The sequence below is a fragment of the Pseudomonas laurentiana genome, assembly GCF_014648275.1.
In the GTDB taxonomy this organism is placed as follows: domain Bacteria; phylum Pseudomonadota; class Gammaproteobacteria; order Pseudomonadales; family Pseudomonadaceae; genus Aquipseudomonas; species Aquipseudomonas laurentiana.
This window is the reverse complement of sequence record NZ_BMQU01000009.1, coordinates 98,610-118,964: the sequence shown is the minus strand read 5'-3', so window position 1 is coordinate 118,964 and position 20,355 is coordinate 98,610. Positions and strand designations below refer to the sequence as shown.

The 20,355-nt window shown below is 60.6% G+C and carries 22 protein-coding genes; 21 read left to right on the top strand and 1 reads right to left on the bottom strand.

Annotated elements, in window-relative coordinates; translation table 11 throughout:
* Positions 1–27 precede the first annotated feature (27 nt).
* The 10 genes from IE038_RS11475 (at position 28) to IE038_RS11430 (ending at position 8,008) form a co-directional block, all read left to right on the top strand.
* The gene (locus tag IE038_RS11475; RefSeq protein ID WP_163939546.1) at positions 28–804 is read left to right on the top strand and encodes a heme ABC transporter permease; all 777 of its coding nucleotides are present in this window, start codon (positions 28–30) and stop codon (positions 802–804) included.
* Entirely contained in the window at positions 801–977 is a 177-nt protein-coding gene (gene ccmD / locus IE038_RS11470) for a heme exporter protein CcmD (protein WP_163939544.1), read from the top strand. The genes IE038_RS11475 and ccmD overlap by 4 nt, the downstream gene beginning before the upstream one ends.
* Positions 974–1,438: a cytochrome c maturation protein CcmE gene (gene ccmE / locus IE038_RS11465; protein ID WP_163939542.1), complete on the top strand. Its 465-nt coding sequence runs from the start codon at positions 974–976 to the stop codon at positions 1,436–1,438. The genes ccmD and ccmE overlap by 4 nt, the downstream gene beginning before the upstream one ends.
* 11 nt (positions 1,439–1,449) lie before the next feature.
* Complete coding sequence (locus tag IE038_RS11460; protein WP_189395672.1) at positions 1,450–3,423, top strand: heme lyase CcmF/NrfE family subunit; 1,974 nt, start codon at positions 1,450–1,452, stop codon at positions 3,421–3,423.
* Entirely contained in the window at positions 3,420–3,956 is a 537-nt protein-coding gene (locus IE038_RS11455; protein WP_163939538.1) for a DsbE family thiol:disulfide interchange protein, read from the top strand. Before IE038_RS11460 ends, IE038_RS11455 begins: the two co-directional genes overlap by 4 nt.
* Positions 3,953–4,429, top strand: a complete 477-nt coding sequence (locus IE038_RS11450; protein WP_163939536.1) for a cytochrome c-type biogenesis protein — start codon at positions 3,953–3,955, stop codon at positions 4,427–4,429. The genes IE038_RS11455 and IE038_RS11450 overlap by 4 nt, the downstream gene beginning before the upstream one ends.
* The gene (gene ccmI / locus IE038_RS11445; RefSeq protein ID WP_163939534.1) at positions 4,422–5,630 is read left to right on the top strand and encodes a c-type cytochrome biogenesis protein CcmI; all 1,209 of its coding nucleotides are present in this window, start codon (positions 4,422–4,424) and stop codon (positions 5,628–5,630) included. Before IE038_RS11450 ends, ccmI begins: the two co-directional genes overlap by 8 nt.
* A gap of 12 nt (positions 5,631–5,642) precedes the next feature.
* Positions 5,643–6,056, top strand: a complete 414-nt coding sequence (locus IE038_RS11440; RefSeq protein WP_163939533.1) for a hypothetical protein — start codon at positions 5,643–5,645, stop codon at positions 6,054–6,056.
* Positions 6,057–6,104: 48 nt separating this feature from the next.
* Positions 6,105–7,043 (top strand): 2-hydroxyacid dehydrogenase, encoded by a 939-nt coding sequence (locus IE038_RS11435; RefSeq protein ID WP_189395649.1) that lies wholly within the window; start codon positions 6,105–6,107, stop codon positions 7,041–7,043.
* Positions 7,044–7,141: 98 nt separating this feature from the next.
* Positions 7,142–8,008, top strand: coding sequence for a TylF/MycF/NovP-related O-methyltransferase (locus IE038_RS11430; RefSeq protein ID WP_163939935.1), 867 nt, complete (start codon positions 7,142–7,144; stop codon positions 8,006–8,008).
* Between the two features lie 13 nt (positions 8,009–8,021).
* Here IE038_RS11430 and IE038_RS11425 read toward each other — a convergent pair whose 3' ends face one another.
* Positions 8,022–8,915 (bottom strand): LysR substrate-binding domain-containing protein, encoded by an 894-nt coding sequence (locus IE038_RS11425; RefSeq protein WP_189395648.1) that lies wholly within the window; start codon positions 8,913–8,915, stop codon positions 8,022–8,024.
* 83 nt (positions 8,916–8,998) lie between these two features.
* Between IE038_RS11425 and IE038_RS11420 the strand changes: the two genes are divergently transcribed.
* The 11 genes from IE038_RS11420 (at position 8,999) to IE038_RS11370 (ending at position 20,341) form a co-directional block, all read left to right on the top strand.
* On the top strand, positions 8,999–10,006 hold the full coding sequence (locus IE038_RS11420) for a DMT family transporter (protein ID WP_167524157.1): 1,008 nt from the start codon (positions 8,999–9,001) through the stop codon (positions 10,004–10,006).
* Between the two features lie 223 nt (positions 10,007–10,229).
* A complete protein-coding gene (locus tag IE038_RS11415) occupies positions 10,230–11,111 on the top strand; it encodes a carbonic anhydrase family protein (protein WP_189395647.1) in 882 nt (293 codons plus the stop codon).
* 201 nt (positions 11,112–11,312) lie between these two features.
* Positions 11,313–11,654, top strand: a complete 342-nt coding sequence (locus tag IE038_RS11410; RefSeq protein ID WP_065759838.1) for an FKBP-type peptidyl-prolyl cis-trans isomerase — start codon at positions 11,313–11,315, stop codon at positions 11,652–11,654.
* Positions 11,655–11,886: 232 nt separating this feature from the next.
* Positions 11,887–13,980, top strand: coding sequence for a putative bifunctional diguanylate cyclase/phosphodiesterase (locus IE038_RS11405; RefSeq protein ID WP_189395646.1), 2,094 nt, complete (start codon positions 11,887–11,889; stop codon positions 13,978–13,980).
* Positions 13,981–13,999: 19 nt separating this feature from the next.
* The gene (locus IE038_RS11400) at positions 14,000–14,410 is read left to right on the top strand and encodes a hypothetical protein (protein ID WP_163936933.1); all 411 of its coding nucleotides are present in this window, start codon (positions 14,000–14,002) and stop codon (positions 14,408–14,410) included.
* A 206-nt stretch (positions 14,411–14,616) separates the two neighbouring features.
* Positions 14,617–15,243: a CDP-alcohol phosphatidyltransferase family protein gene (locus IE038_RS11395; protein ID WP_163936936.1), complete on the top strand. Its 627-nt coding sequence runs from the start codon at positions 14,617–14,619 to the stop codon at positions 15,241–15,243.
* Positions 15,244–15,251: 8 nt separating this feature from the next.
* Entirely contained in the window at positions 15,252–17,006 is a 1,755-nt protein-coding gene (locus tag IE038_RS11390; RefSeq protein ID WP_163936939.1) for a bifunctional alpha/beta hydrolase/class I SAM-dependent methyltransferase, read from the top strand.
* Positions 17,006–18,331: a phosphatase PAP2/dual specificity phosphatase family protein gene (locus IE038_RS11385; protein ID WP_167524073.1), complete on the top strand. Its 1,326-nt coding sequence runs from the start codon at positions 17,006–17,008 to the stop codon at positions 18,329–18,331. The genes IE038_RS11390 and IE038_RS11385 overlap by 1 nt, the downstream gene beginning before the upstream one ends.
* Positions 18,321–18,776 (top strand): hypothetical protein, encoded by a 456-nt coding sequence (locus IE038_RS11380; protein WP_163936942.1) that lies wholly within the window; start codon positions 18,321–18,323, stop codon positions 18,774–18,776. The genes IE038_RS11385 and IE038_RS11380 overlap by 11 nt, the downstream gene beginning before the upstream one ends.
* Positions 18,777–18,786: 10 nt before the next feature.
* The gene (locus tag IE038_RS11375) at positions 18,787–19,410 is read left to right on the top strand and encodes a lysophospholipid acyltransferase family protein (RefSeq protein ID WP_163936945.1); all 624 of its coding nucleotides are present in this window, start codon (positions 18,787–18,789) and stop codon (positions 19,408–19,410) included.
* 1 nt (position 19,411) lies between these two features.
* Positions 19,412–20,341 carry a phosphatidate cytidylyltransferase gene (locus IE038_RS11370; protein ID WP_163936948.1) on the top strand — a complete coding sequence of 310 codons (930 nt, stop codon included), beginning with the start codon at positions 19,412–19,414 and terminating at the stop codon, positions 20,339–20,341.
* The last annotated feature ends 14 nt before the right edge of the window (positions 20,342–20,355 follow it).

The following is a 20,355-nucleotide window of genomic DNA, read 5'->3' as shown; positions in this document are numbered from 1 at the left end:
CCCAGCAAAGACCCTGGATGTACCGTGATGAAAAGCAGCGCAATCAGCTGGACGTGGTTTCATAAACTGGGCTCGCCCAAGTGGTTCTATTCCATCAGTGGGCGGATGCTGCCGTGGCTGGCTGTCGCCGCTGTACTGTTGCTGACGGTGGGCGTGGTCTGGGGCCTGGCCTTTGCTCCCCAGGATTATCAGCAGGGCAACAGTTTTCGCATCATCTACATCCACGTGCCCGCGGCCATGCTGGCGCAGTCCTGCTACGTGATGCTGGCAGTGGCCGGGGTGGTCGGCCTGGTCTGGAAAATGAAGATCGCTGATATCGCACTGCAGTGCGCTGCGCCCATCGGCGCCTGGATGACCGCCGTGGCGCTGGTCACCGGTGCCATCTGGGGCAAGCCGACCTGGGGTAGCTGGTGGGTCTGGGATGCCCGTCTGACGTCCATGTTGATCCTCCTTTTTCTGTACTTCGGTCTTATTGCCCTGGGCCAGGCCATCAGCAATCGTGAGAGTGCGGCCAAGGCCTGTGCGGTGCTGGCGATTGTCGGGGTGATCAACATCCCGATCATCAAATATTCGGTGGAGTGGTGGAACACCCTGCACCAGGGCGCCACCTTCACCCTGACCGAGAAACCGGCGATGCCGGCGGAAATGTGGTTGCCGCTGCTGCTCACGGCACTGGGCTTCTATTGCTTCTTTGGTACCGTGCTGCTGATGCGCATGCGCCTGGAGGTGCTCAAGCGTGAGGCCCGTAGTAGCTGGGTGAAAAGTGAAGTGATGAATACCCTGGGTCGGGAGCTGGCACGATGAGTTTCACGTCCTTCAGCGATTTTCTCGCCATGGGCCACCACGGCCTGTATGTCTGGTCGGCCTACGGCATCAGCCTGGTAGTGCTGGCGATCAACGTCGCGGCGCCGATCCTGGCCCGTCGTCGTTACCTGCAAGAAGAGGCGCGTCGTCTGCGCCGGGAGCGTAATCAGTGAATCCGCAACGCAAGAAGCGCCTGTTCATCATTCTCGGCCTGCTCGCCGGCCTCGGCGTTGCCGTGGCGCTGGCCCTGAGTGCCTTGCAGCAGAACATCAACCTGTTCTACACCCCAACCCAGATTGCCAATGGCGAGGCGCCCCAGGATACCCGTATCCGCGCGGGCGGCATGGTTGAAAAAGGTTCCCTGCAACGTTCCGGCGACTCGTTGGACGTGCGTTTCGTGGTCACCGACTTCAACAAGTCAGTGCCCATTACCTACCGCGGTATCCTCCCGGACCTGTTTCGCGAAGGGCAGGGCATTGTCGCGCTCGGCAAGCTGAATGCCGACGGGGTGGTGGTGGCCGACGAAGTACTGGCCAAGCACGATGAAAAGTACATGCCGCCAGAAGTGACCAAGGCGCTCAAGGAAAGCGGTCAGGTCGCAACGGATGCTGGCCAGGCCGGAGGCAAACCATGAACGCCGCGTTGGTGATTCCCGAACTGGGCCAGTTGGCCATGATCCTGGCGCTGTGCTTTGCCTGCGTCCAGGCCAGCGTGCCATTGCTCGGCGCCTGGCGCGGTGACAGCCTGTGGATGAGCCTGGCACGGCCCGCGGCCTGGGGCCAGTTTGCCTTCCTGGCCTTCGCCTTTGCCTGTCTGACCCACGCTTTCATGACCGACAACTTCTCGGTTGCCTATGTCGCCAGCAACTCTAACAGTGCCTTGCCTTGGTACTTCAAGTTCAGTGCGGTATGGGGTGCCCATGAGGGGTCGCTGCTGCTCTGGGCCTTGATCCTCGGTGGCTGGACCTTTGCCGTGTCGATTTTCTCCCGGCAATTGCCTCAGGTGATGCTCGCCCGGGTGCTGGCGGTCATGGGCATGATCAGTGTGGGCTTCATGTCGTTCCTGATTGTCACCTCCAACCCGTTCCAGCGGCTGCTGCCACAGGTGCCGACCGATGGTCGCGACCTCAACCCGTTGCTGCAGGATGTGGGGCTGATCGTTCACCCACCGATGCTCTACATGGGTTATGTCGGTTTCTCGGTTGCCTTTGCCTTCGCCATCGCTGCCTTGCTTGGTGGTCGTCTTGATGCGGCCTGGGCACGTTGGTCACGGCCATGGACGATCGTTGCCTGGGCGTTCCTCGGCATTGGAATCACCCTGGGCTCCTGGTGGGCCTATTACGAACTGGGTTGGGGGGGCTGGTGGTTCTGGGACCCGGTAGAGAACGCCTCGTTCATGCCGTGGCTGGTGGGCACAGCGCTGATTCACTCCCTGGCCGTGACGGAAAAGCGCGGTGTGTTCAAGAGCTGGACGGTACTGCTGGCGATTGCCGCATTTTCGTTGAGCCTGCTGGGTACCTTCCTGGTTCGTTCGGGCGTATTGACCTCGGTGCATGCCTTTGCGTCCGACCCCGAGCGCGGTGTGTTCATCCTCATGTTCCTGCTGTGCGTGGTCGGCGGCTCGCTGACCCTGTTCGCGTTGCGTGCCCCGGTGGTCAAGAGCCAGGTCGGCTTTGCCCTGTGGTCGCGTGAGACCCTGCTGCTGGCCAACAACCTGGTGCTGGTGGTCGCTGCCTCGATGATCCTGCTTGGTACCTTGTACCCGCTGGTGCTCGACGCCATGACCGGGGCGAAACTGTCCGTTGGCCCGCCTTACTTCGATGCCCTGTTCCTGCCGCTGATGGCCCTGTTGATGGTGGTGTTGGCCATAGGTGTGCTGGTGCGCTGGAAAGACACCCCCGGCAAATGGTTGCTGAACATGCTCGCGCCAGTACTGGTTGGTAGCGCCATTCTGGCGCCGATTGGCGGGCTGATCGTGGATGACTTCGATTGGCCAGTACTGACCACCTTTGCCCTGGCGGCGTGGATCGTGCTTGCTGGCGTGCGTGATCTTCTCGACAAGACGCGCCACAAGGGTGTGTTCAAAGGTATGCGGAGCCTCACTCGCAGCTATTGGGGGATGCACGTCGCTCACTTCGGCCTGGCGGTTTGCGCGTTGGGTGTGGTGCTGTCGAGTAACAACAGTGCCGAGCGCGACCTGCGCCTGGCGCCGGGCGAGTCAGTGGAGCTGGCGGGCTATCACTTCATTTTCGAGGGCGCCAAGCATTTCGAGGGGCCTAACTTCACCTCCGACAAGGGCACGGTCCGGGTGGTCAAGGACGGTCGAGAGATCAGCGTCCTGCATCCAGAGAAGCGCTTGTACACCGTGCAGCAGTCGATGATGACCGAGGCGGGCATTGATGCCGGCTTCACCCGTGACCTCTATGTCGCCCTCGGCGAGCCGTTGGACAATGGCGCCTGGGCCGTACGGGTTCATGTCAAACCGTTCGTACGCTGGATCTGGCTGGGTGGTTTGCTGACCGGTCTGGGCGGCCTGCTGGCAGCGTTGGATGGGCGTTATCGGGTCAAGGTGAAAAGCCGTGTACGTGAAGTACTGGGCATGTCTGGAGCAACTGCATGAAGCGTTGGATCATGGTACTGCCGCTGGCGGTGTTTCTGCTGGTGGCGGTGTTCCTCTATCGGGGCTTGTACCTGGACCCGGCTGAACTGCCCTCGGCAATGATTGGCAAGCCGTTCCCGAGTTTCTCGCTGCCCGCCGTGGAGGGCGAGAAAACCCTGACCCAGGCCGACCTGCTGGGCAAACCGGCACTGGTCAACGTCTGGGGCACCTGGTGCGTGTCTTGCCGGGTTGAGCACCCGGTGCTGAACAAGCTGGCCGAGCAGGGGGTGTTGATCTATGGGGTCAACTACAAGGATGACAACGCCGCCGCGCTGAAATGGCTGAAGGACTTCCACAACCCGTACCAGCTCAATATCCGCGATGAGCAAGGCACCCTGGGCCTGGACCTGGGCGTGTACGGCGCACCTGAGACGTTCCTGATCGATGCCAAGGGCATCATTCGCCACAAGTTTGTGGGGGTCGTCGACGAGACGGTCTGGCGCGAGCAACTGGCAGCGTTGTACCAGGGCCTGGTCGATGAGGTTCGGCCATGAGGCGCTGGCTAGCAGCGGCCGTGCTTGGCCTGAGCCTGGCCGGGGTGGCCCACGCGGCGATCGATACCTATCAGTTCGCCGATGATGCCGAACGTGAGCGGTATCACGATCTGACCAAGGAACTGCGCTGCCCCAAGTGCCAGAACCAGGACATCGCAGACTCCAACGCGCCCATCGCCGCCGACTTGCGTCGGGAAATCTTCCGGATGCTTGGCGAGGGCAAGAGCAACCAGCAGATCATCGACTTCATGGTTGACCGCTACGGTGATTTCGTCCGTTACAAGCCGGCCCTGACGGCGCGTACCTGGTTGCTGTGGTTCGGGCCCGGTGTCCTGCTGTTGGGTGGTGTCGTGGTGCTTGCGGTGATCGTGCGCAAACGTCGCACGCCGGTAATCAACGGCACCGCCGACCTTTCTCCCGAGGAGCGTGAGCGCCTCGCCAAACTGTTGGAAAAAGAACAGACCCATGACTGATTTCTGGCTTGCTGCAGGCCTGCTGTTACTGGTAGCCCTGAGCTTTTTGCTGATCCCTGTGCTGCGCGGACGTCGCGCGCAACTGGAAGAAGACCGTACGGCACTGAACGTTGCCTTGTATCAGGAGCGCGTTGCTGAACTGCAGGCCCAGCAGGCGGCGGGTGTACTCAGCGCGGAACAACTGGCGAGTGGGCGTGATGAAGCGGCCCGCGAACTGCTAGAGGATACCGAAAATGCCGAGCCAGCACGCTTGGCTCGCCTCGGTAAACCGTTGCCGCTGCTGGCTGCTGTACTGGTGCCGCTGATGGCTATAGGCCTGTACCTGCACTTTGGTGCCAGTGACAAAGTGGCGCTGACCCAGGAGTTTGCTCAGGCACCACAGTCAATGGAAGAAATGACCGCACGCCTGGAGCGCGCCGTTGCTGCCCAGCCCGATTCGGCCGAGGGCCTGTACTTCCTCGGTCGCGCCTATATGGCGCAGGAGCGTTCCGCCGATGCCGCCAAGACCTTCGAGCGCGCCGTAGGCCTGGCCGGGCGTCAGCCTGAGTTGCTCGGACAGTGGGCGCAGGCGCTCTACTTTGCCAACGGCAAGCAGTGGACTCCGCAACTGCAGGCCTTGACCGACGAAGCCCTCAAGGCTGATCCGCAGGAAGTCACCAGCCTCGGGCTGCTGGGCATTGCGGCGTTCGAAGGCCAGCGCTACCAGCAGGCCATCGATTACTGGAACCGTTTGCTGGCGCAACTGCCTGCCGGTGATACCTCCCGTGCGGCGCTTGAGGGTGGCGTGGCACGCGCTGCCGACAGACTCAAGGCCAGCGGTGTTCAACCCGTGACAACCCCCGCCATTAGCGACAAGGCACCGGCGCGGCTCAAGGTAAGGGTCGAACTGGCTGCGGCGCTGAAGGACAAGGTTCAGCCTGGCGACAGCGTGTTTATCTTTGCCCGTGCAAGTGAAGGCCCGCCCATGCCGTTGGCGGTGAAGCGGGTGACGGTGGCCCAGTTGCCAATCGAGGTCGAGCTTGCCGATAGCGACGCAATGATGCCGAGCATGAAACTGTCGAACTTTCCTGAAGTCCAACTGGTTGCGCGCGTCTCCCGCGCAGGCCAGCCGACCAAGGGTGAGTGGATCGGCCGCAGTTCGCCGCTGGCCAGCAGTACCGAGGCGCAGCAGCATCTGACCATCGACAGCCCGGATCCTTAAGCGAGTAGCCTCATGAACAGCACCGTCCGCCTCACCCTGATTACCTTGGCTCTGGGCTTGAGTGCGTGTACGGTGCAGCAGCCTTCGAGCTACCCTGAACCGCCCATAGGGCGGCAGCCGCCAGGCACGGTGATCAAGCCGACGCCTCGCCCAGGGGCAGTACCGAGCAAGCCAACGGTTACCCCTTCGCAGAAACCGATGCCGCGGACCTCGGCCAGCTTCGCACCGCCGCCCGGTGGTGCCAGCCACTGGGATCCGCGCCTCGGGGTCTACGTGCTCGAAGGCCAGACCAACACCTTCTACCGGCAGCGCACCTACTACCGCTGGAACAATGGCTGGAGCTGGTCGACCAGCCTTCAGGGGCCCTGGCAGGAAACCGATAGCAGCGGTGTCCCGGGCGGTCTGGGACGGGCCTTTTCCAACTAGTCCGGGCTGGCGCACAATGCGCCCTCGCGGACAGCTCTGGAGCAAGGCATGACAAAGACGGTACTGGTGCTGGTAGAAACGGTCGACGACTACCTGCCCCTGTTGCGCAACAACGGTTTCAACCTGATCCTTGCGCAGACGCCTGCGCTGCGGCGAGAGGCCATTGCTCGCCATGGCAGTGAAATCGATGCCGTGCTTACGCGTGGGCCGTTGGGCCTGTATGCCGATGAGATGGCGGCCCTGCCACAGCTTAAAATCATCTGTGTGATTGGTGCCGGCTATGAGCAGGTCGATCTTGCGGCAGCGGCAGCACGCGGTATCACCGTCACCAATGGAGCAGGGGCCAACGCCTCGACCGTGGCGGACCATGCCATGGCCTTGCTATGTGCAGTGGTTCGCGATATCCCCCGTGCCGATGCCTCTACCCGTCGTGGTGAGTGGAACCGGGTCATCAGCCCGTCGCTGGCCGGCAAGCGCCTGGGAATTCTCGGGTTGGGTGCGATTGGCCGGGCAATCGCCAAGCGTGGCGCTCTCGGGTTCGACATGCAGGTCCGTTACCACAGCCGCCAGCCACGTAGCGACGTGCCCTACAGCTATTGCGACAGCGTGCTGGCGTTGGCACAGGCATCGGACTTCCTCGTTATCGCCACGCCGGGCGGTGCCAGTACCCAGCACCTGATCGACGCTACCGTGCTGGATGCACTTGGTGACCAAGGCTTTCTGGTGAACATCGCCCGTGCCAGCGTGGTCTGTACCGCCGACCTGGTCGATGCGTTGCAGCGAAAGCGCATCGCCGGTGCTGCGCTGGACGTTTTCGATGAAGAACCTGCGGTACCTGACGCGCTCAAGGCACTGCCGAATGTGGTGTTGACCCCGCATGTGGCCGGGCAGTCGCCGGAAGCGGCGGGTGATACGGTGCAACTGGTGCTGCGAAACCTGCAGGCGTTCTTTTCCGGCAAGCCTGTGCTGACCCCGGTAACTGCCTGATATTGCTGACTGATGGTCCATCGCTTAAGGTTTTTTGATGGTGGCCGATACGTTCTATGCCTTGATATTCAACGAGTTTTAGACTGGAGTGTCTGCTGATGTTGCCGGATGATTTTTCGCCCGAAGTATATTTGGAGCTGCATGCCGATGTTCGGGCCGCTGGCATGGACCCGACTCAGCACTACCTTAAATTTGGCAAAAGTGAAGGTCGTCCTTACAAGCATGGCGCTGTTGCCACCCGTGACAAAAGCCTGCTCCATCCTAAGCTCGAAGGTCACTATCAGTACGACGGCCTTGCCTCGAAGCACAACCATGACTTCATGATCGACCCGTCCTACGTTGCTGCCTATCAGCGTGGCATCGAAGCGACAGGGTGTGATTACAAGTGGTACTGGCGTGTCCATATCGGGCTGTGGGCTGCCCGCTCGGCAGCCAAGCACGAGGGCGATTTTGTCGAGTGCGGTGTCAACTATGGCTTTCTGAGTTCAGCCATCATGAAGGACTTGGACTGGGACACTACTGGCAGGCAGTTCTACTTGCTGGATACCTTTACCGGGCTGGATGAGCGCTACCTGTCCGAGAATGAAAAAAACGGCGGGGTGATCGAGCGCAATCAGAGCGAAATCGAGTCGGGGTTCTATACCACCAACCTCGATTCTGTGAAGAAGAACTTCTCTGAGTGGCGCAATGTGCGGATCGTACCGGGAAGCATTCCCGATACCCTGGAGCACATAGACGCCACCCGTATTGCGTTCTTGCACATCGATCTTAACTGCACGATACCTGAAGTGGCGGCTATCGATTATCTCTGGGACCGCCTGGTTTCTGGCGCCTTTGTACTGCTCGACGATTACGCCTACTTCGGCTATCAGCCACAGAAGGAAGGCATGGATGCCTGGGCAAAGAAAATGAACCTTTCGATTGCCAGTTTGCCAACCGGTCAGGGCTTGCTCATCAAGCCCTGATACCCGGGCGTGTTCAGCCGTTTGCGATAAGCCAATCCGCAAAGACCTTCGCCGCAGGCGAAGGCATCACCTGTTTGTCGTGTACCAGGTAGTCGGCCTGCCCGGTACGCACGGCAAAGTCCGAAACCGTGCGGATCTGCCCGCTGTCGATCCGCTCGCGTGCCATGAACTCCCAGCCCAGCCCCACCCCCATGCCCTGCATGACTGCGTCGAACACCAGGTTGACCTGATTGAACGTCACCGCATCGGCTGGTGCTTTGTAGCGCACGCCCTGGTGGTTGAACCAGTCGTGCCAGTCCAGGCAGTTCCAGGCTGAGGCGTCCAGTTGAATCAGAGGCAAGGCCTGCAGCTCACTCAGTGAATGCACCGCTGGCAGCGGGCGTTGGGCACTGACAATCGGGTAAATGCATTCGTCAAACAGCTTGCTGGCCTGCAGCGAGCGCCAACGGCCATGACCGTAGAGGATGCCGAAGTCGTAGTCGGTGATGACGCTCTCGCTGATCTCGTTGCTGGCGTGGATGTTCACCGTCAGTTCTGGGTGCTGTTCGTTGAAGCGCAGCAGGCGCGGGAACAGCCAGTACTGCGCGACAGCGTGTGTGCAGATAACGCTGACATTGCGGCTGCCATGGCCGCTCTTGAGCCGCAATACGTTAGCCAGCAGGCTTTCCAGCAGGGGTTCAACGATGGCATTGAAGGCCGTGCCGGCCTGGGTCAGCGCGATGCCTCGTGCGCGCCGCTCGAACAACGGCGCTGACAAGTGCTCTTCCAGTGTCTTGATTTGCTTGCTGACGGCGCTTTGGGTCAGGCACAGCTCGCTGGCGGCGCGGGTAAAGCTGCCGGTACGGGCTACCGCCTCGAAGGCAATCAGCGTGTCGAGAGGCGGCAAGTGTCGGTTGAAGCGGCTCATGTTCCAGGCCTGCGTTTACGGAATGCCCTGATCATAAGACCGAAGGCTGAAGGGTAAAAGGTATTCCGCAGGGGAATGGCTGCATGCCGAATGATCTTTTGTCGAGGCGCCTGCGAGCGGCTAGCCTGCTCGCTTCAATCGATCAAGAGGTGAATGCGGTGAAACGGGGTGTGGCCTATGCCGGCGTGGCCGGTGCGATGTGGGGAATGGTACTGATGGTGCCGCAGTTGTTGCCGGAGTTCAGCCCGGTGCTGCTCAGCTGCGCGCGCTTCGTATTGTTCGGTGTGATTTCGCTGGTGCTCGCCATTCCCTTGCGTCAGACCTTGCGCACGTTGACCCTGGGCGATCTGTGGATGCTCATGCGGCTATCTGTGATCGGCAACCTGATCTATTTCATCTGCCTGGTCGCCGCGATTCAGCGCCTGGGTGTGGCACCAGCCTCGCTGATTGTCGGGGTATTGCCCTTGACCATTACCCTGTACGGGCGCCATGACAGCGGCGCAATCGCCTTGTCGCGGCTGGCTGGCCCATTAGGTTTGATTCTCGCCGGAATGCTCTGCATCAATCTGCAAACCTTCGCCGTCGAACCGGGCGCCATGGCCGACAAGTTTGTCGGTGTGCTGTATGCCTTGGGGGCGTTGCTGAGCTGGACCTGGTACGCCGTTCACAACAGCCGTTACCTCAAGCAGTCCGGGCATTTCGACAGCCATCAATGGTCGGTGTTCTGTGGCGTGGCCACGGGCGTGTTCAGCCTGCTGCTGGTCGCTGCGATCTGGCTGTGGCAACCCGCGCAGTTGCAGGTCGAGGCGCCCGCTGGCCGCTGGAACCTGTTCTGGCTTTACAGCCTGGGCAGCGCCTTGTTTGGCTCGTGGTTGGCCGCGTTGCTGTGGAATGCAGCGTCCAAGCGAATGCCGTTGACCATGAGCGGGCAGTTGATTGTGTTCGAGACGCTGTTCGCCCTGCTGTATGCCTTCATCTGGCGCCAGAGTGGGCCGAGCGTACTGGAAGCCGCTGCGATCGTGCTGGTGATCGGCGGCGTGTGCTGGTCGATGCGTCAGCATGAGCCCCAGCGGGCGGTGAGCGTTGCCTGAGTCGAGGGTGTTGCCGGGTTGCGTGAATCGGCTGGGATGAGAGACTGATGGTGGCGCTCGGAGCGGGTCGATGAGGTGGTACGTAAGACGTTGAAATGATTGTTTTGGGGTGCTTGAATTTTGCGTGTCTATACTGCACCCGGTTTTGCTCTTGGGTGCCAGGGCGCAGGGCAACAGGGCGCATTTTTTGCGATTAATGCGTTTCTGAAGCTCGTTGGTGTGTATGAAAAAACTGGTGTTCGTGTTGGCTTTTCCGTGGTTGTTTTCTTCTGCCGTACAGGCGGGCGATGGGCATGTTGAACGTGGTTCGGATACCTCGTCCGCCGCCAGTGTCAGTATCTTGCCCATCACGGCCGACCCTCATCCCGCCCGGCCGCGTCCTCAGCCGTCGCGCCCGGATCACTCGCGGCCAAGGCCGAATGGCAGCCCCGCCATTCCTGTCAGGGAGGTGGAAGGGGTCAACTATTCCAACCCGGATAGCTGGGGTGCACGTTGTACAAGGCCGAGAAAGCCATCGCCGATCGACATCAATACCCGATTTTCGAGCCATTCTTCCTTTGCACCAACGTTATCAATCGCATACCGGGATGTACTGATCGATGAAATAGAACGGGGACCGCGCTACTTGGCGTTGTTGCCTGCCGAAGGGCATGACATTACGTTGGACGACCGGTTCAGGGCAGAGACCTATGAACTGGAATCGGTCGTTTTCCATGCGCAAAGTGAACACTCTGTCGATCAGGCCTTCTATCCCCTGGAGGTTCAGTACATCCACCGCTCGGCGAAGGGCAAGGTTGCCATAGTCTCGGTGCTGTACCGGCAAGGGCGCGCTGATAATGTGCAACTCGGCGCATTGCTGGACTACCTGGCAGGTACGAGAAAAACCAGGATGGACCGCTACTTCGATCAGTTCCCGCGCAAGCTCGGCAGTTACTGGACATACGAAGGCGCTGAGACATTACCACCTTGCGATGACGCCACCTGGATCGTCATGAAAGAGAACGCAACACTGTCGTCACAGCAGGCTCGGGCCTTCAGGCAGTTGCTGAGAGGTAATGCGAAGCAGCAGGGGTCGGTGAGCGGGTTTGTATACTCCAGGCAATGAATGATCGAATGGTCGCCCATTGTCAAAACGCTGCTCACTTACGACCTTTGAGTGGCTGAGTGTGCTCAATCAACCACATCAAGATCGAGAAAAGCGCTGTTGCCCTTTACGGTGTGTCAATGTTGTCGGTGCTTGCCAAACGCGCGCATTCCTGAGAAAAGGCTGCGGCAATAGCGTACGTACGTTTCAACGAGGACAAGCATGAGCAGCGAACTGCAAATTACCGATATCCAGGTGGGCGAGGGCAAGGCCGTGGTCAAGGGAGCCTTGATCACTACCCAGTACCGTGGTTTTCTTGAAGACGGCACTCCGTTCGATTCTTCCTATGAGCGCGGCAAGCCTTTCCAGTGTGTCATTGGCACCGGGCGGGTGATCAAGGGCTGGGACCAGGGCCTGATGGGCATGAAGGTGGGCGGCAAACGCAAGCTGTTCGTGCCATCGCACCTGGCCTATGGCGCACGCAAGATGGGCCCGGTGATCAAGCCTCACTCGAACCTGGTCTTCGAGATCGAATTGCTGGAAGTACTGACTCGCGACGATTGATCGCGGTGCCAGGCTGGCACGACCATCACTCATTCGGCCGTGTCAGCGCTCGCCCATTCTACCGGCCATCTGTTTGCAGGTTGCCTGCCCCTCCTTTGTGCGGATTTTCTGTCTGTCTGTAGGACAAGATTGGTAGCATGGTGCTATCGACTTGGTCTCGTTGCTCGCGTCTTCGGACACTGGGTTCTTGCTCGGTCGACGTGTTAATGGACGATTGGCGGCAATGAGTGCAATGACCTTAGATAATTCAGATGTGATGTACAGGTTGCTGGTGCAGGGTGTGGTCGATTATGCGATCTACATGCTAAGCCCAGAGGGCACGGTGGCGAACTGGAACGCCGGTGCCGAGCGAGCCAAGGGGTATCGGCAAGAGGAAATAGTCGGTCGGAATTTCGCCTGCTTTTACTCCCTGGAAGACCAAGCGGCAGGTGTGCCTCAGCGAGGCCTTGAGATCGCACGTCGCACGGGCCGCTTCGAGGCCCAAGGCTGGCGTTTTCGCAAGGACGGAAGCTCGTTCTGGGCGAACGTGGTCATCGACGCCATCTACGATGAGCAGGGCGTGTTCATCGGCTTCGCCAAGGTCACCCGGGATATCACTGAGTTGCGCAACCGAGAGCAGCAACTGCTCGAAGCCAAGGAACTGGCGGAACGCTACAGTGAACAGATGGCATCGATGTCGATGTTCCTGGATACAGTGATTTCCAATATCCCCTCCAGCGTTGTGGTTCAAGATGCCGTGACGCGGCAGATCCTGTTGGCCAATCGACAGGCTGAAACGCTGTTCGATTGCCCGCACGCGGACATGATCGGTAAACGCAGTGAGGAATGCCTGACCCCTCAGATAAGCGAGTACTTTGAGCAACTGGCGGATATAGCCGTGCGTACCGAGGTTGCACACCGTTCTGAGGAGCAGCTTGAGACGCCGCGCGGTGCTCGCACGCTGCGCTCACGCGCCCTGAGCATTCACGGCCATGAGTCAGGCAAGCGCTACCTGATGTTGATTGCCGATGACATTACTGAAGAGAACGCGGCCAACGAAAAGATTCGCTTTCTGGCGCATCACGACATCCTGACGGGCTTGCCCAATCGCGTGCAATTACGCCAGCGGCTGAATGACGCTTTGCTCCTCGATAACCTGAAGTCCTGTGCGACCGCCACCCTTTGTCTGGACCTGGACAACTTCAAGAACGTCAACGACGCCCTCGGGCATCAATACGGCGATGAACTGCTGCGCCAGCTTGCCGAACGATTGCGCAAGGTGTTGCGCAGCCATGACACCCTGGCCCGTCTGGGTGGGGATGAGTTTGCGGTGATTCTCCCGGGGCTTTCGAAACCGGCTGATGCAGCGGAAGCGGCTCAACGGCTGATCGAGGCGGTAAAGCCGGAGTTCCTGATCGATGGGCATCGCGTATCAGTGGGCATCAGTGTGGGGATCGCCTTGGCGCCTGGCGATCACACCACACCGGAAAAACTACTGCGTTATGCTGACATGGCGTTGTATGAAGCCAAGCGCAATGGGCGTAACTGCCATGCGTTTTTCCGGTTGGACATGGACGAGGCGGCGCGTAACCGGCGCACCATCGAGCTGGAACTGCGTGATGCGATTGCCAGCGAGCAGTTGCAGTTGTACTACCAGCCGATCACCGATCAGGACCACACGCAGGTGGTGGGCTACGAAGCGTTGATGCGTTGGTGTCACCCAGTCAACGGTCTGGTTGGGCCCTTGGATTTCATACCGATTGCCGAAGAGTCCGGGCTGATTCACGAGGTTGGCGCGTTGGCGCTGAAGGAGGCGTGCCGTGAAGCCGCCAGTTGGTCGGGGCAACAGACGGTGGCGGTAAACCTGTCACCCATGCAGTTCAGAAACAGCCAGTTCGTCGCGTTGGTCGAGCATGCGCTGAAGAGCTCGGGCCTTGAACCCCATCGGCTGGAACTGGAAATCACCGAATCGGTCTTGTTGGAAAATTCGCTAGGCAACATCGAAGCCCTGCGGCAGATCAAGGCCTTGGGCGTACGTATTGCCCTGGATGATTTTGGCACGGGTTATTCGTCATTGGGCTATCTGCGTTCGTTCCCGTTTGACAGAATCAAGATCGACAAAACCTTTACCCAGGACATGGAGCGCAGCCGCGAGGCGTTGGCCATTGTCAGTGCAATTACCGGTATTGGCAGAAGCCTCGACATCCAGACCACCGCCGAAGGTGTCGAAACCCGGACCCAATTCAAGGGCCTCGTAGAGCAAGGCTGCTCTCATTTCCAGGGGTACCTGTTCGGCCGGCCTGAGCCTGCCGAGCGGCGCCTGGAGAGCATTTCCTCACTGATCTGACGCAATGGAGACGTATCGCATGGAGGCTGTTGTACAGCAGGAACCTACCGGATGTGGCATTGCCGCCTGTGCTGCCCTGGCACAGATTGATTATGCTCAGGCGCGGCAGGTGGCCAATGCGCTGGGTATTTTTGCCGAGGACCGCGCACTCTGGTCGGACACCCACTATGTTCGCCGCCTACTCGGCGAACTGGGTATCGTTGCGGCTCCTGAGCAGCACCCCTTTGAAGGGTGGGACGCGTTGCCCGATCGCGCCCTGTTGGCGATCAAGTGGCGGTTGGTGGCCGGCCGGCCATTCTGGCATTGGGTTGTCTTCGTGCGCGATGGCGCTGGGTGTTTCGTACTCGACTCGAAGAAGGCCCTCAAGCACAACCGGCGCCAGGATTTCGGTCGTATGAAACCCAAGTGGTACATCGCCGTGTCGCGTTGACATTGATGGCCCTTTGCCTGATCTGTGACCGTTAATGTGTCGAGGATGTCGAACCAGGGAGTTGTTTCCCTTTTTGGCGATCTCGCCAGGTCGTTCGGGGCGAGAAACAACACCTTGTGCGGCATTACGGGCAGTTGCCAAGAGGGCAGCGTACGGTCGAGACAAGTCACCCAGGTCGTTTTGCATCAGTTAAAGGATGAGTGTTGATGCTTTCGATTTACCACCTCAAACCGCGCTTCCAGCGCGTATTGCGTCCGTTCGTTACCCGCCTGCATCAGCGCGGGGTGACCGCCAACCAGGTCACTGTGACGGCAGCAGTTGTTTCCTTGCTCATCGGTCTGCTGGTCGCGTGGTTTGCCAGCCAGGCCTGGCTGTTTGCCTTGATCCCGGTGTGGATGTTCCTGCGCATGGCCCTGAATGCCGTGGATGGCATGTTGGCCCGAGAGTTTGGTCAGCAGTCCAGGCTGGGGGCTTACCTCAATGAGCTGTGCGATGTGATCGCCGACAGTGCCTTGTACCTGCCGTTTGCCCTGTTGGTTGGGGTGTCGCCGTTGCTGGTGGTACTGGTGGTCGTGCTGGCGCTGATCAGTGAGTACGCCGGGGTATTGGGCCTGATGGTCGGGGCCGAGCGCCGCTACGACGGGCCGATGGGCAAGAGTGACCGCGCCTTTGTCTTTGGCGTGCTGGGCGCAGGCGTCGCCAGCGGCCTGTTGAGCAGCGTCTGGATCAACGGCCTGTTGGCCTTGGTACTGGCCCTGCTCATCTACACCATCGTCAACCGTGTCCGCCAGGGGCTGGCACACCCCAGCACCTCCATCAATCCAACGGAATGAATCAATTGATGCGCGAAGCCCAGCAGCAGTCCTTCAGTACTCATGACAACGTCAGCCTGTTCTACCGCCACTGGCCGGCGATCCAGCGCGATGAGGCCACGCCACGCCGGGCGTTGGTGCTGTTTCACCGAGGGCACGAACACGGTGGACGCATGGCCCACCTGGCCGACGAACTGGACCTGCCAGGCTTCGATGTCTTTGCCTGGGATGCACGCGGTCATGGCGAGTCGCCGGGTGCGCGTGGCGACAGCCCCGGCTTTGCCACCAGCGTGCGCGATGTTCAGACGTTCATCGAGCACATTCGCGACCAGTACGGTATTGCGGTTGAAGAAATGGCAGTAGTCGCACAAAGCGTCGGTGCCGTACTGATTGCGACCTGGGTTCACGACTATGCGCCGCCGATTCGTGCCCTGGTTCTGGCTTCACCGGCCTTCAAGGTCAAGCTCTATGTACCCTTTGCCCGGCCCGGCCTGAAACTGATGCGGGCCTGGCGCGGCAACTTTTTCGTCAACAGCTACGTCAAGGCCAAGTTCCTCAGCCATGACCCGCAACGTATTGCCTCCTATGAGAGCGACCCCCTGATTACCCGGCCGATTTCGGTCAACATGCTGCTGGGGCTGTATGACGCTGCAGAGCGGGTAGTGGCCGACGCACAGTCGATCCAGACACCCACCCAGCTACTGATCTCAGGTGCCGATTTTGTCGTGCACCGCAAACCGCAGGAGCAGTTCTTCGACCGGTTGGGCAGCGTGCGCAAGGAGAAACACATCCTGCCAGGCTTTTTCCACGACACCCTGGGTGAGCGTGAGCGCGCACAGGCTACCGACCGTATGCGCCGCTTCATCCTGCGCAACTTTGCCGAGCCAATCGTCAGGCCGTCGTTGCTCGACGCCGACCAGATCGGCTGGAGCTGCGCCGAGTCCGAAGCCCTCGCTGCACCATTGCCGTTGAATTCGCCACGTGAACTGTATTGGCGGGCGACTCGCGCCGGGCTGAAACTGGGCGCTACGCTCAGTGCCGGGGTCAAACTGGGCTTCGACACCGGCTTTGATTCGGGCAGTACCCTGGACTACGTCTACCGTAACCAGCCGACCGGCAACTCGCCACTGGGCCGCCTGATCGACCGCAACTACCTGAACGCCATCGGCTGGCGCGGTATCCGTCAGCGCAAGGTGCATCTTGAGGAGCTGTTGCGCCAGGCGATGGCATCGTTGCGCGAGCAGCAGCGCCCCGTGCATATCGTCGACATTGCTGCCGGGCATGGCCGCTACATCCTTGAATCGTTGGAGCAGGGCGCGCAACGACCTGAGTCGATCCTGCTGCGCGACTACAGCGACCTGAACGTACGTGACGGCTCGGCCCTGATCGAGCAGAAAGGGTTGGGCGATATCGCCCGCTTCGTCAAAGGCGACGCCTTCGACCGCGAGGACCTGGCCGCACTGGAGCCCAAGACCCTGGCCGTGGTTTCAGGGCTCTATGAACTGTTCGCCAGCAATGCCATGGTGAGTGATTCGCTGGCCGGTCTGGCGGCCGCAGTGGAAGCGGGGGGATACCTGGTGTACACCGGGCAGCCCTGGCACCCACAACTGGAGTTCATTGCCCGTGCCTTGACCAGCCACCGTGAAGGGCAGGCCTGGGTGATGCGTCGGCGCAGCCAGGTTGAAATGGACCAATTGGTTGAGCGTGCCGGTTTCCGCAAGGTGACCCAGCGTGTGGATGAGTGGGGTATCTTCACCGTGTCTCTGGCTCAACGGGTGTCGTGATGGCGCTCGTTGAGGCAAGGGAGGCTGGGCTGTGGAAGCGCGGTGTGCTCTGGCTGTTACTGCTCGGGCCGCTGTTTTTCGCCAGTTACGGCTTTGCCAATCGGTTTACCAGCCAGCGTGATGATGTTGGCAGCCTGGTCTTTGCCTGGGAGCAACACCTGCCGTTATGGCCCTGGACAATCGTGCCTTACTGGTCGATTGACCTGCTGTACGGTCTGTCGTTCCTGCTGCCGGCCAGTCGCCGTGAAATGGATCGGCATGGCCTGCGGCTGCTCAGCGCGCAGGTGATCTGCATTGCCTGTTTTCTGCTGTGGCCACTGCGCTTCACCTTCGAGCGCCCACCACTGGAGGGGACGTTCGGGCTGATGTTCGACCTGTTGATGGGCTTCGACAAACCGTTCAATCAGGCGCCTTCGCTGCACATCACCTTGTTGGTCGTGCTCTGGGCTTGCTTTGCCCGCTATGCCCACGGTGCCTGGCGCGTTGTGTTGCACGGTTGGTTCGTGCTGATTGGCCTGTCGGTCCTGACCACCTGGCAGCACCATTTCATCGATGTGCCGACGGGGGCGGTCGCAGGTTTGTTCTGCCTGTGGCTCTGGCCCAGCGAAGGGCAAAGCCCCCTGCGCAGGCTGCAGTGGGCGAGCGATCCGAAACGGCGTCAGCTGGCGCTACGCTATGGGCTGGGCTGTGCCGTTTTCGTTGCACTGGCCTTGACCCTGAAGGGGAGCGCACTGTGGTTGTTGTGGCCAGCGCTGTCGTTGCTACTGGTGGCATTGAACTACCTCGTCTTCGGTGCCGAGGGCTTTCAGAAACGAGCGGACGGTCACCTCTCCCTCGGTGCCCAAGGGCTGCTGGCGCCTTACTTGCTTGCCGCCTGGGTCAACTCCCGTGTATGGACCCGCCAGCATCCCCATCCCGTACAGGTTGCCGATAACGTCTGGCTCGGGCGGATTCCAGCGTCCGGGCAGGCCCAGCCGTTTGCCGCGATCGTGGACCTCTGTGCCGAGTTGCCGGTCGACAGCCGTGGCAAGGCCTATCGCAGCTTCCCGGTGCTCGACCTGACGGCACCCAGCGCGGCGTGCTGCGAGGCCGCGGCGCAAGCCATCGAGACCTTGCGCCAGCAGGGGCCGGTGCTGGTGTGCTGTGCGCTGGGTTATTCGCGTAGCGCAACGGCGGTGGCGGCCTGGTTGTTGTACACCCGCCGCTGCGGCGACATCGACAGCGCCCTGGCGTGTGTGCGCAGGGCACGACCGCAGGTGGTACTGGCCCAGGCCCAGTGCCAGGCGCTGCTGTCGCTGGTGCCGGCGGTGTCTGATGGCTACTGAAATGCACCTGCGGCTGGTTGTCAGCCTGCTGCGTCGAGGGCGCGACCTGGATCGGTTTTCCACGGTCTTGACGGTGTTGGCGCTGCTTGTCGGGTTGGCCCCGTTGTGTGGGGTTGCACCGTCGTTGTTCGCTGCGCTGCTGGCCGTCCTCCTGCTGCTTTGTGGGCTGATACAGAAGTATTTCGCCCTGCGGGTTGCCCTGGATGCCGACCTGTTCGCCTGCATGACGGCGCCTCCACACGCCTTCGACCTGAAGGCCGACGCCCTTGACAACGCATTGCACGAGCTAGGGCTGCAGCCCGCGGCGACGGTCTCCAGGAGCCTGTTTCAACGCAGCCGGGGTGCATTGCGCTTGCTTAGGTTCCAGGCGCTCTGTGTCTGCGCGCAATGCCTGATCGTGCTGCTGGCGTGCCTGTGCATGCCGTGGCTTTCCCTCATCGCGTAAGGAATTCTCGATGCTTGTTTCTCTGGTTGCCTTCGCCATAACTTCCGGTGCGCGGTTGCTGACGGGCGCACGTGCGCTGTGGCTGGGGTGTACGCCTGAGCCGGTTCAACGTATCTACTTTGCCAACCACAGCAGCCATGGTGACTTCGTGCTGTTCTGGGCCTCGCTGCCGCCACACTTGCGTCAGCGTACCCGCCCGGTGGCCGGCGCCGATTACTGGCTGACTGGGCGGTTGCGGCGCTTTCTGATCCAGCGGGTGTTCAATGGCGTGCTGATAGACCGCCAGCATGCGCTTCCAGACAGCCAACCGTTGCAGGCGATGCTCGATGCACTGGAGCAAGGCGACTCACTGATCCTGTTCCCTGAGGGTACGCGCAACCTCAGCGATGAAACCTTGCTGCCGTTCAAAAGTGGCCTGTACCACCTGGCACGGCAACGGCCTGACATCGAGATCATTCCGGTGTGGATCGCCAACCTCAACCGCGTCATGCCCAAAGGCCGGGTGTTGCCGTTGCCACTGTTATGCACCTTGAACTTCGGCGAACCGATTTCGCTGGCGCCGGATGAGAGCAAGGCCATGTTCCTTGAACGATCACGGGACGCCTTGCTGGCCCTGGCAAAGGAGGGGGTCTGAAATGGACAGCACAACACTGCAACTGTTTGCCGGTATTGGCGGCATTCTGGTACTGGCCACGTTAGTCGGCCAGCTTCTCAAATGGCGCGCCTCGGCACCGAACCCGGTGATCGACAACCTTAATGCCCGCATCAATGCCTGGTGGGTGATGGTCGCGGTGATCGGCATCGCTTTCATGATGGGGCAGGTCGGCGTGATTCTGCTGTTCTACGGCGTATCGTTCTATGCCCTGCGCGAGTTCATGACCCTGACGCCTACCCGGCGTAGCGACTATCCGGCGCTGGTGGCCGCGTTCTACTTTGCCTTGCCGGTGCAGTACCTGCTGATCGGGATGGACTGGTACGGTCTGTTCTCGATCTTCATTCCGGTCTACCTGTTCCTGCTGATGCCGATCCTGTCGTCACTGGGCGGGGATACCACGCACTTTCTCGAGCGCACCTCGAAAGTCCAATGGGGCCTGACCATTGCGGTCTACTGCGTATCGGCCGTGCCCGCATTGCTGACCCTGGATATTCCAGGTTATGAAGGGCGCAACCTGCTGCTGATCGCCTGGTTGATCCTGGTGGTGCAGTTGTCGGATGTGCTGCAGTACGTCTGCGGCAAGCTGTGGGGCAAGCACAAAATTGCGCCTAACCTGTCGCCGTCGAAAACCACCGAGGGCTTTTTCGGCGGCATCGCGCTGGCGACCTTGATCGGTGCTGCGCTGTACTGGATTACCCCGTTTGCGCCGTGGCAGGCCGCGCTGCTTGCGCTGATAGTGTGCCTGCTGGGCTTTGCCGGGGGCTTGGTGATGTCGGCCATCAAGCGTGATCGTGGCGTCAAGGACTGGGGGCATATGATCGAAGGCCATGGTGGCATGCTCGACCGGCTGGATTCAGTCTGTTTTGCCGCACCGGTGTTTTTCCATCTGGTGCGCTACGGCTGGAGTTGAGCCGGCCATCGCCC

Bases quoted from the DNA above. Each gene is read 5' to 3' on its own strand.
- IE038_RS11370 (WP_163936948.1), top strand. From the start codon at position 19,412: ATGGACAGCACAACACTGCAACTGTTTGCCGGTATTGGCGGCATTCTG.
- IE038_RS11455 (WP_163939538.1), top strand. From the start codon at position 3,420: ATGAAGCGTTGGATCATGGTACTGCCGCTGGCGGTGTTTCTGCTGGTG.
- IE038_RS11405 (WP_189395646.1), top strand. From the start codon at position 11,887: ATGACCTTAGATAATTCAGATGTGATGTACAGGTTGCTGGTGCAGGGT.
- IE038_RS11380 (WP_163936942.1), top strand. From the start codon at position 18,321: ATGGCTACTGAAATGCACCTGCGGCTGGTTGTCAGCCTGCTGCGTCGA.
- IE038_RS11420 (WP_167524157.1), top strand. From the start codon at position 8,999: ATGCCGAATGATCTTTTGTCGAGGCGCCTGCGAGCGGCTAGCCTGCTC.
- ccmI (WP_163939534.1), top strand. From the start codon at position 4,422: ATGACTGATTTCTGGCTTGCTGCAGGCCTGCTGTTACTGGTAGCCCTG.
- ccmD (WP_163939544.1), top strand. From the start codon at position 801: ATGAGTTTCACGTCCTTCAGCGATTTTCTCGCCATGGGCCACCACGGC.
- IE038_RS11435 (WP_189395649.1), top strand. From the start codon at position 6,105: ATGACAAAGACGGTACTGGTGCTGGTAGAAACGGTCGACGACTACCTG.
- IE038_RS11475 (WP_163939546.1), top strand. From the start codon at position 28: ATGAAAAGCAGCGCAATCAGCTGGACGTGGTTTCATAAACTGGGCTCG.
- IE038_RS11450 (WP_163939536.1), top strand. From the start codon at position 3,953: ATGAGGCGCTGGCTAGCAGCGGCCGTGCTTGGCCTGAGCCTGGCCGGG.
- IE038_RS11410 (WP_065759838.1), top strand. From the start codon at position 11,313: ATGAGCAGCGAACTGCAAATTACCGATATCCAGGTGGGCGAGGGCAAG.
- IE038_RS11425 (WP_189395648.1), bottom strand. From the start codon at position 8,915: ATGAGCCGCTTCAACCGACACTTGCCGCCTCTCGACACGCTGATTGCC.
- IE038_RS11430 (WP_163939935.1), top strand. From the start codon at position 7,142: ATGTTGCCGGATGATTTTTCGCCCGAAGTATATTTGGAGCTGCATGCC.
- IE038_RS11385 (WP_167524073.1), top strand. From the start codon at position 17,006: ATGGCGCTCGTTGAGGCAAGGGAGGCTGGGCTGTGGAAGCGCGGTGTG.
- IE038_RS11440 (WP_163939533.1), top strand. From the start codon at position 5,643: ATGAACAGCACCGTCCGCCTCACCCTGATTACCTTGGCTCTGGGCTTG.
- IE038_RS11375 (WP_163936945.1), top strand. From the start codon at position 18,787: ATGCTTGTTTCTCTGGTTGCCTTCGCCATAACTTCCGGTGCGCGGTTG.
- IE038_RS11395 (WP_163936936.1), top strand. From the start codon at position 14,617: ATGCTTTCGATTTACCACCTCAAACCGCGCTTCCAGCGCGTATTGCGT.
- IE038_RS11390 (WP_163936939.1), top strand. From the start codon at position 15,252: ATGCGCGAAGCCCAGCAGCAGTCCTTCAGTACTCATGACAACGTCAGC.
- IE038_RS11400 (WP_163936933.1), top strand. From the start codon at position 14,000: ATGGAGGCTGTTGTACAGCAGGAACCTACCGGATGTGGCATTGCCGCC.
- IE038_RS11415 (WP_189395647.1), top strand. From the start codon at position 10,230: ATGAAAAAACTGGTGTTCGTGTTGGCTTTTCCGTGGTTGTTTTCTTCT.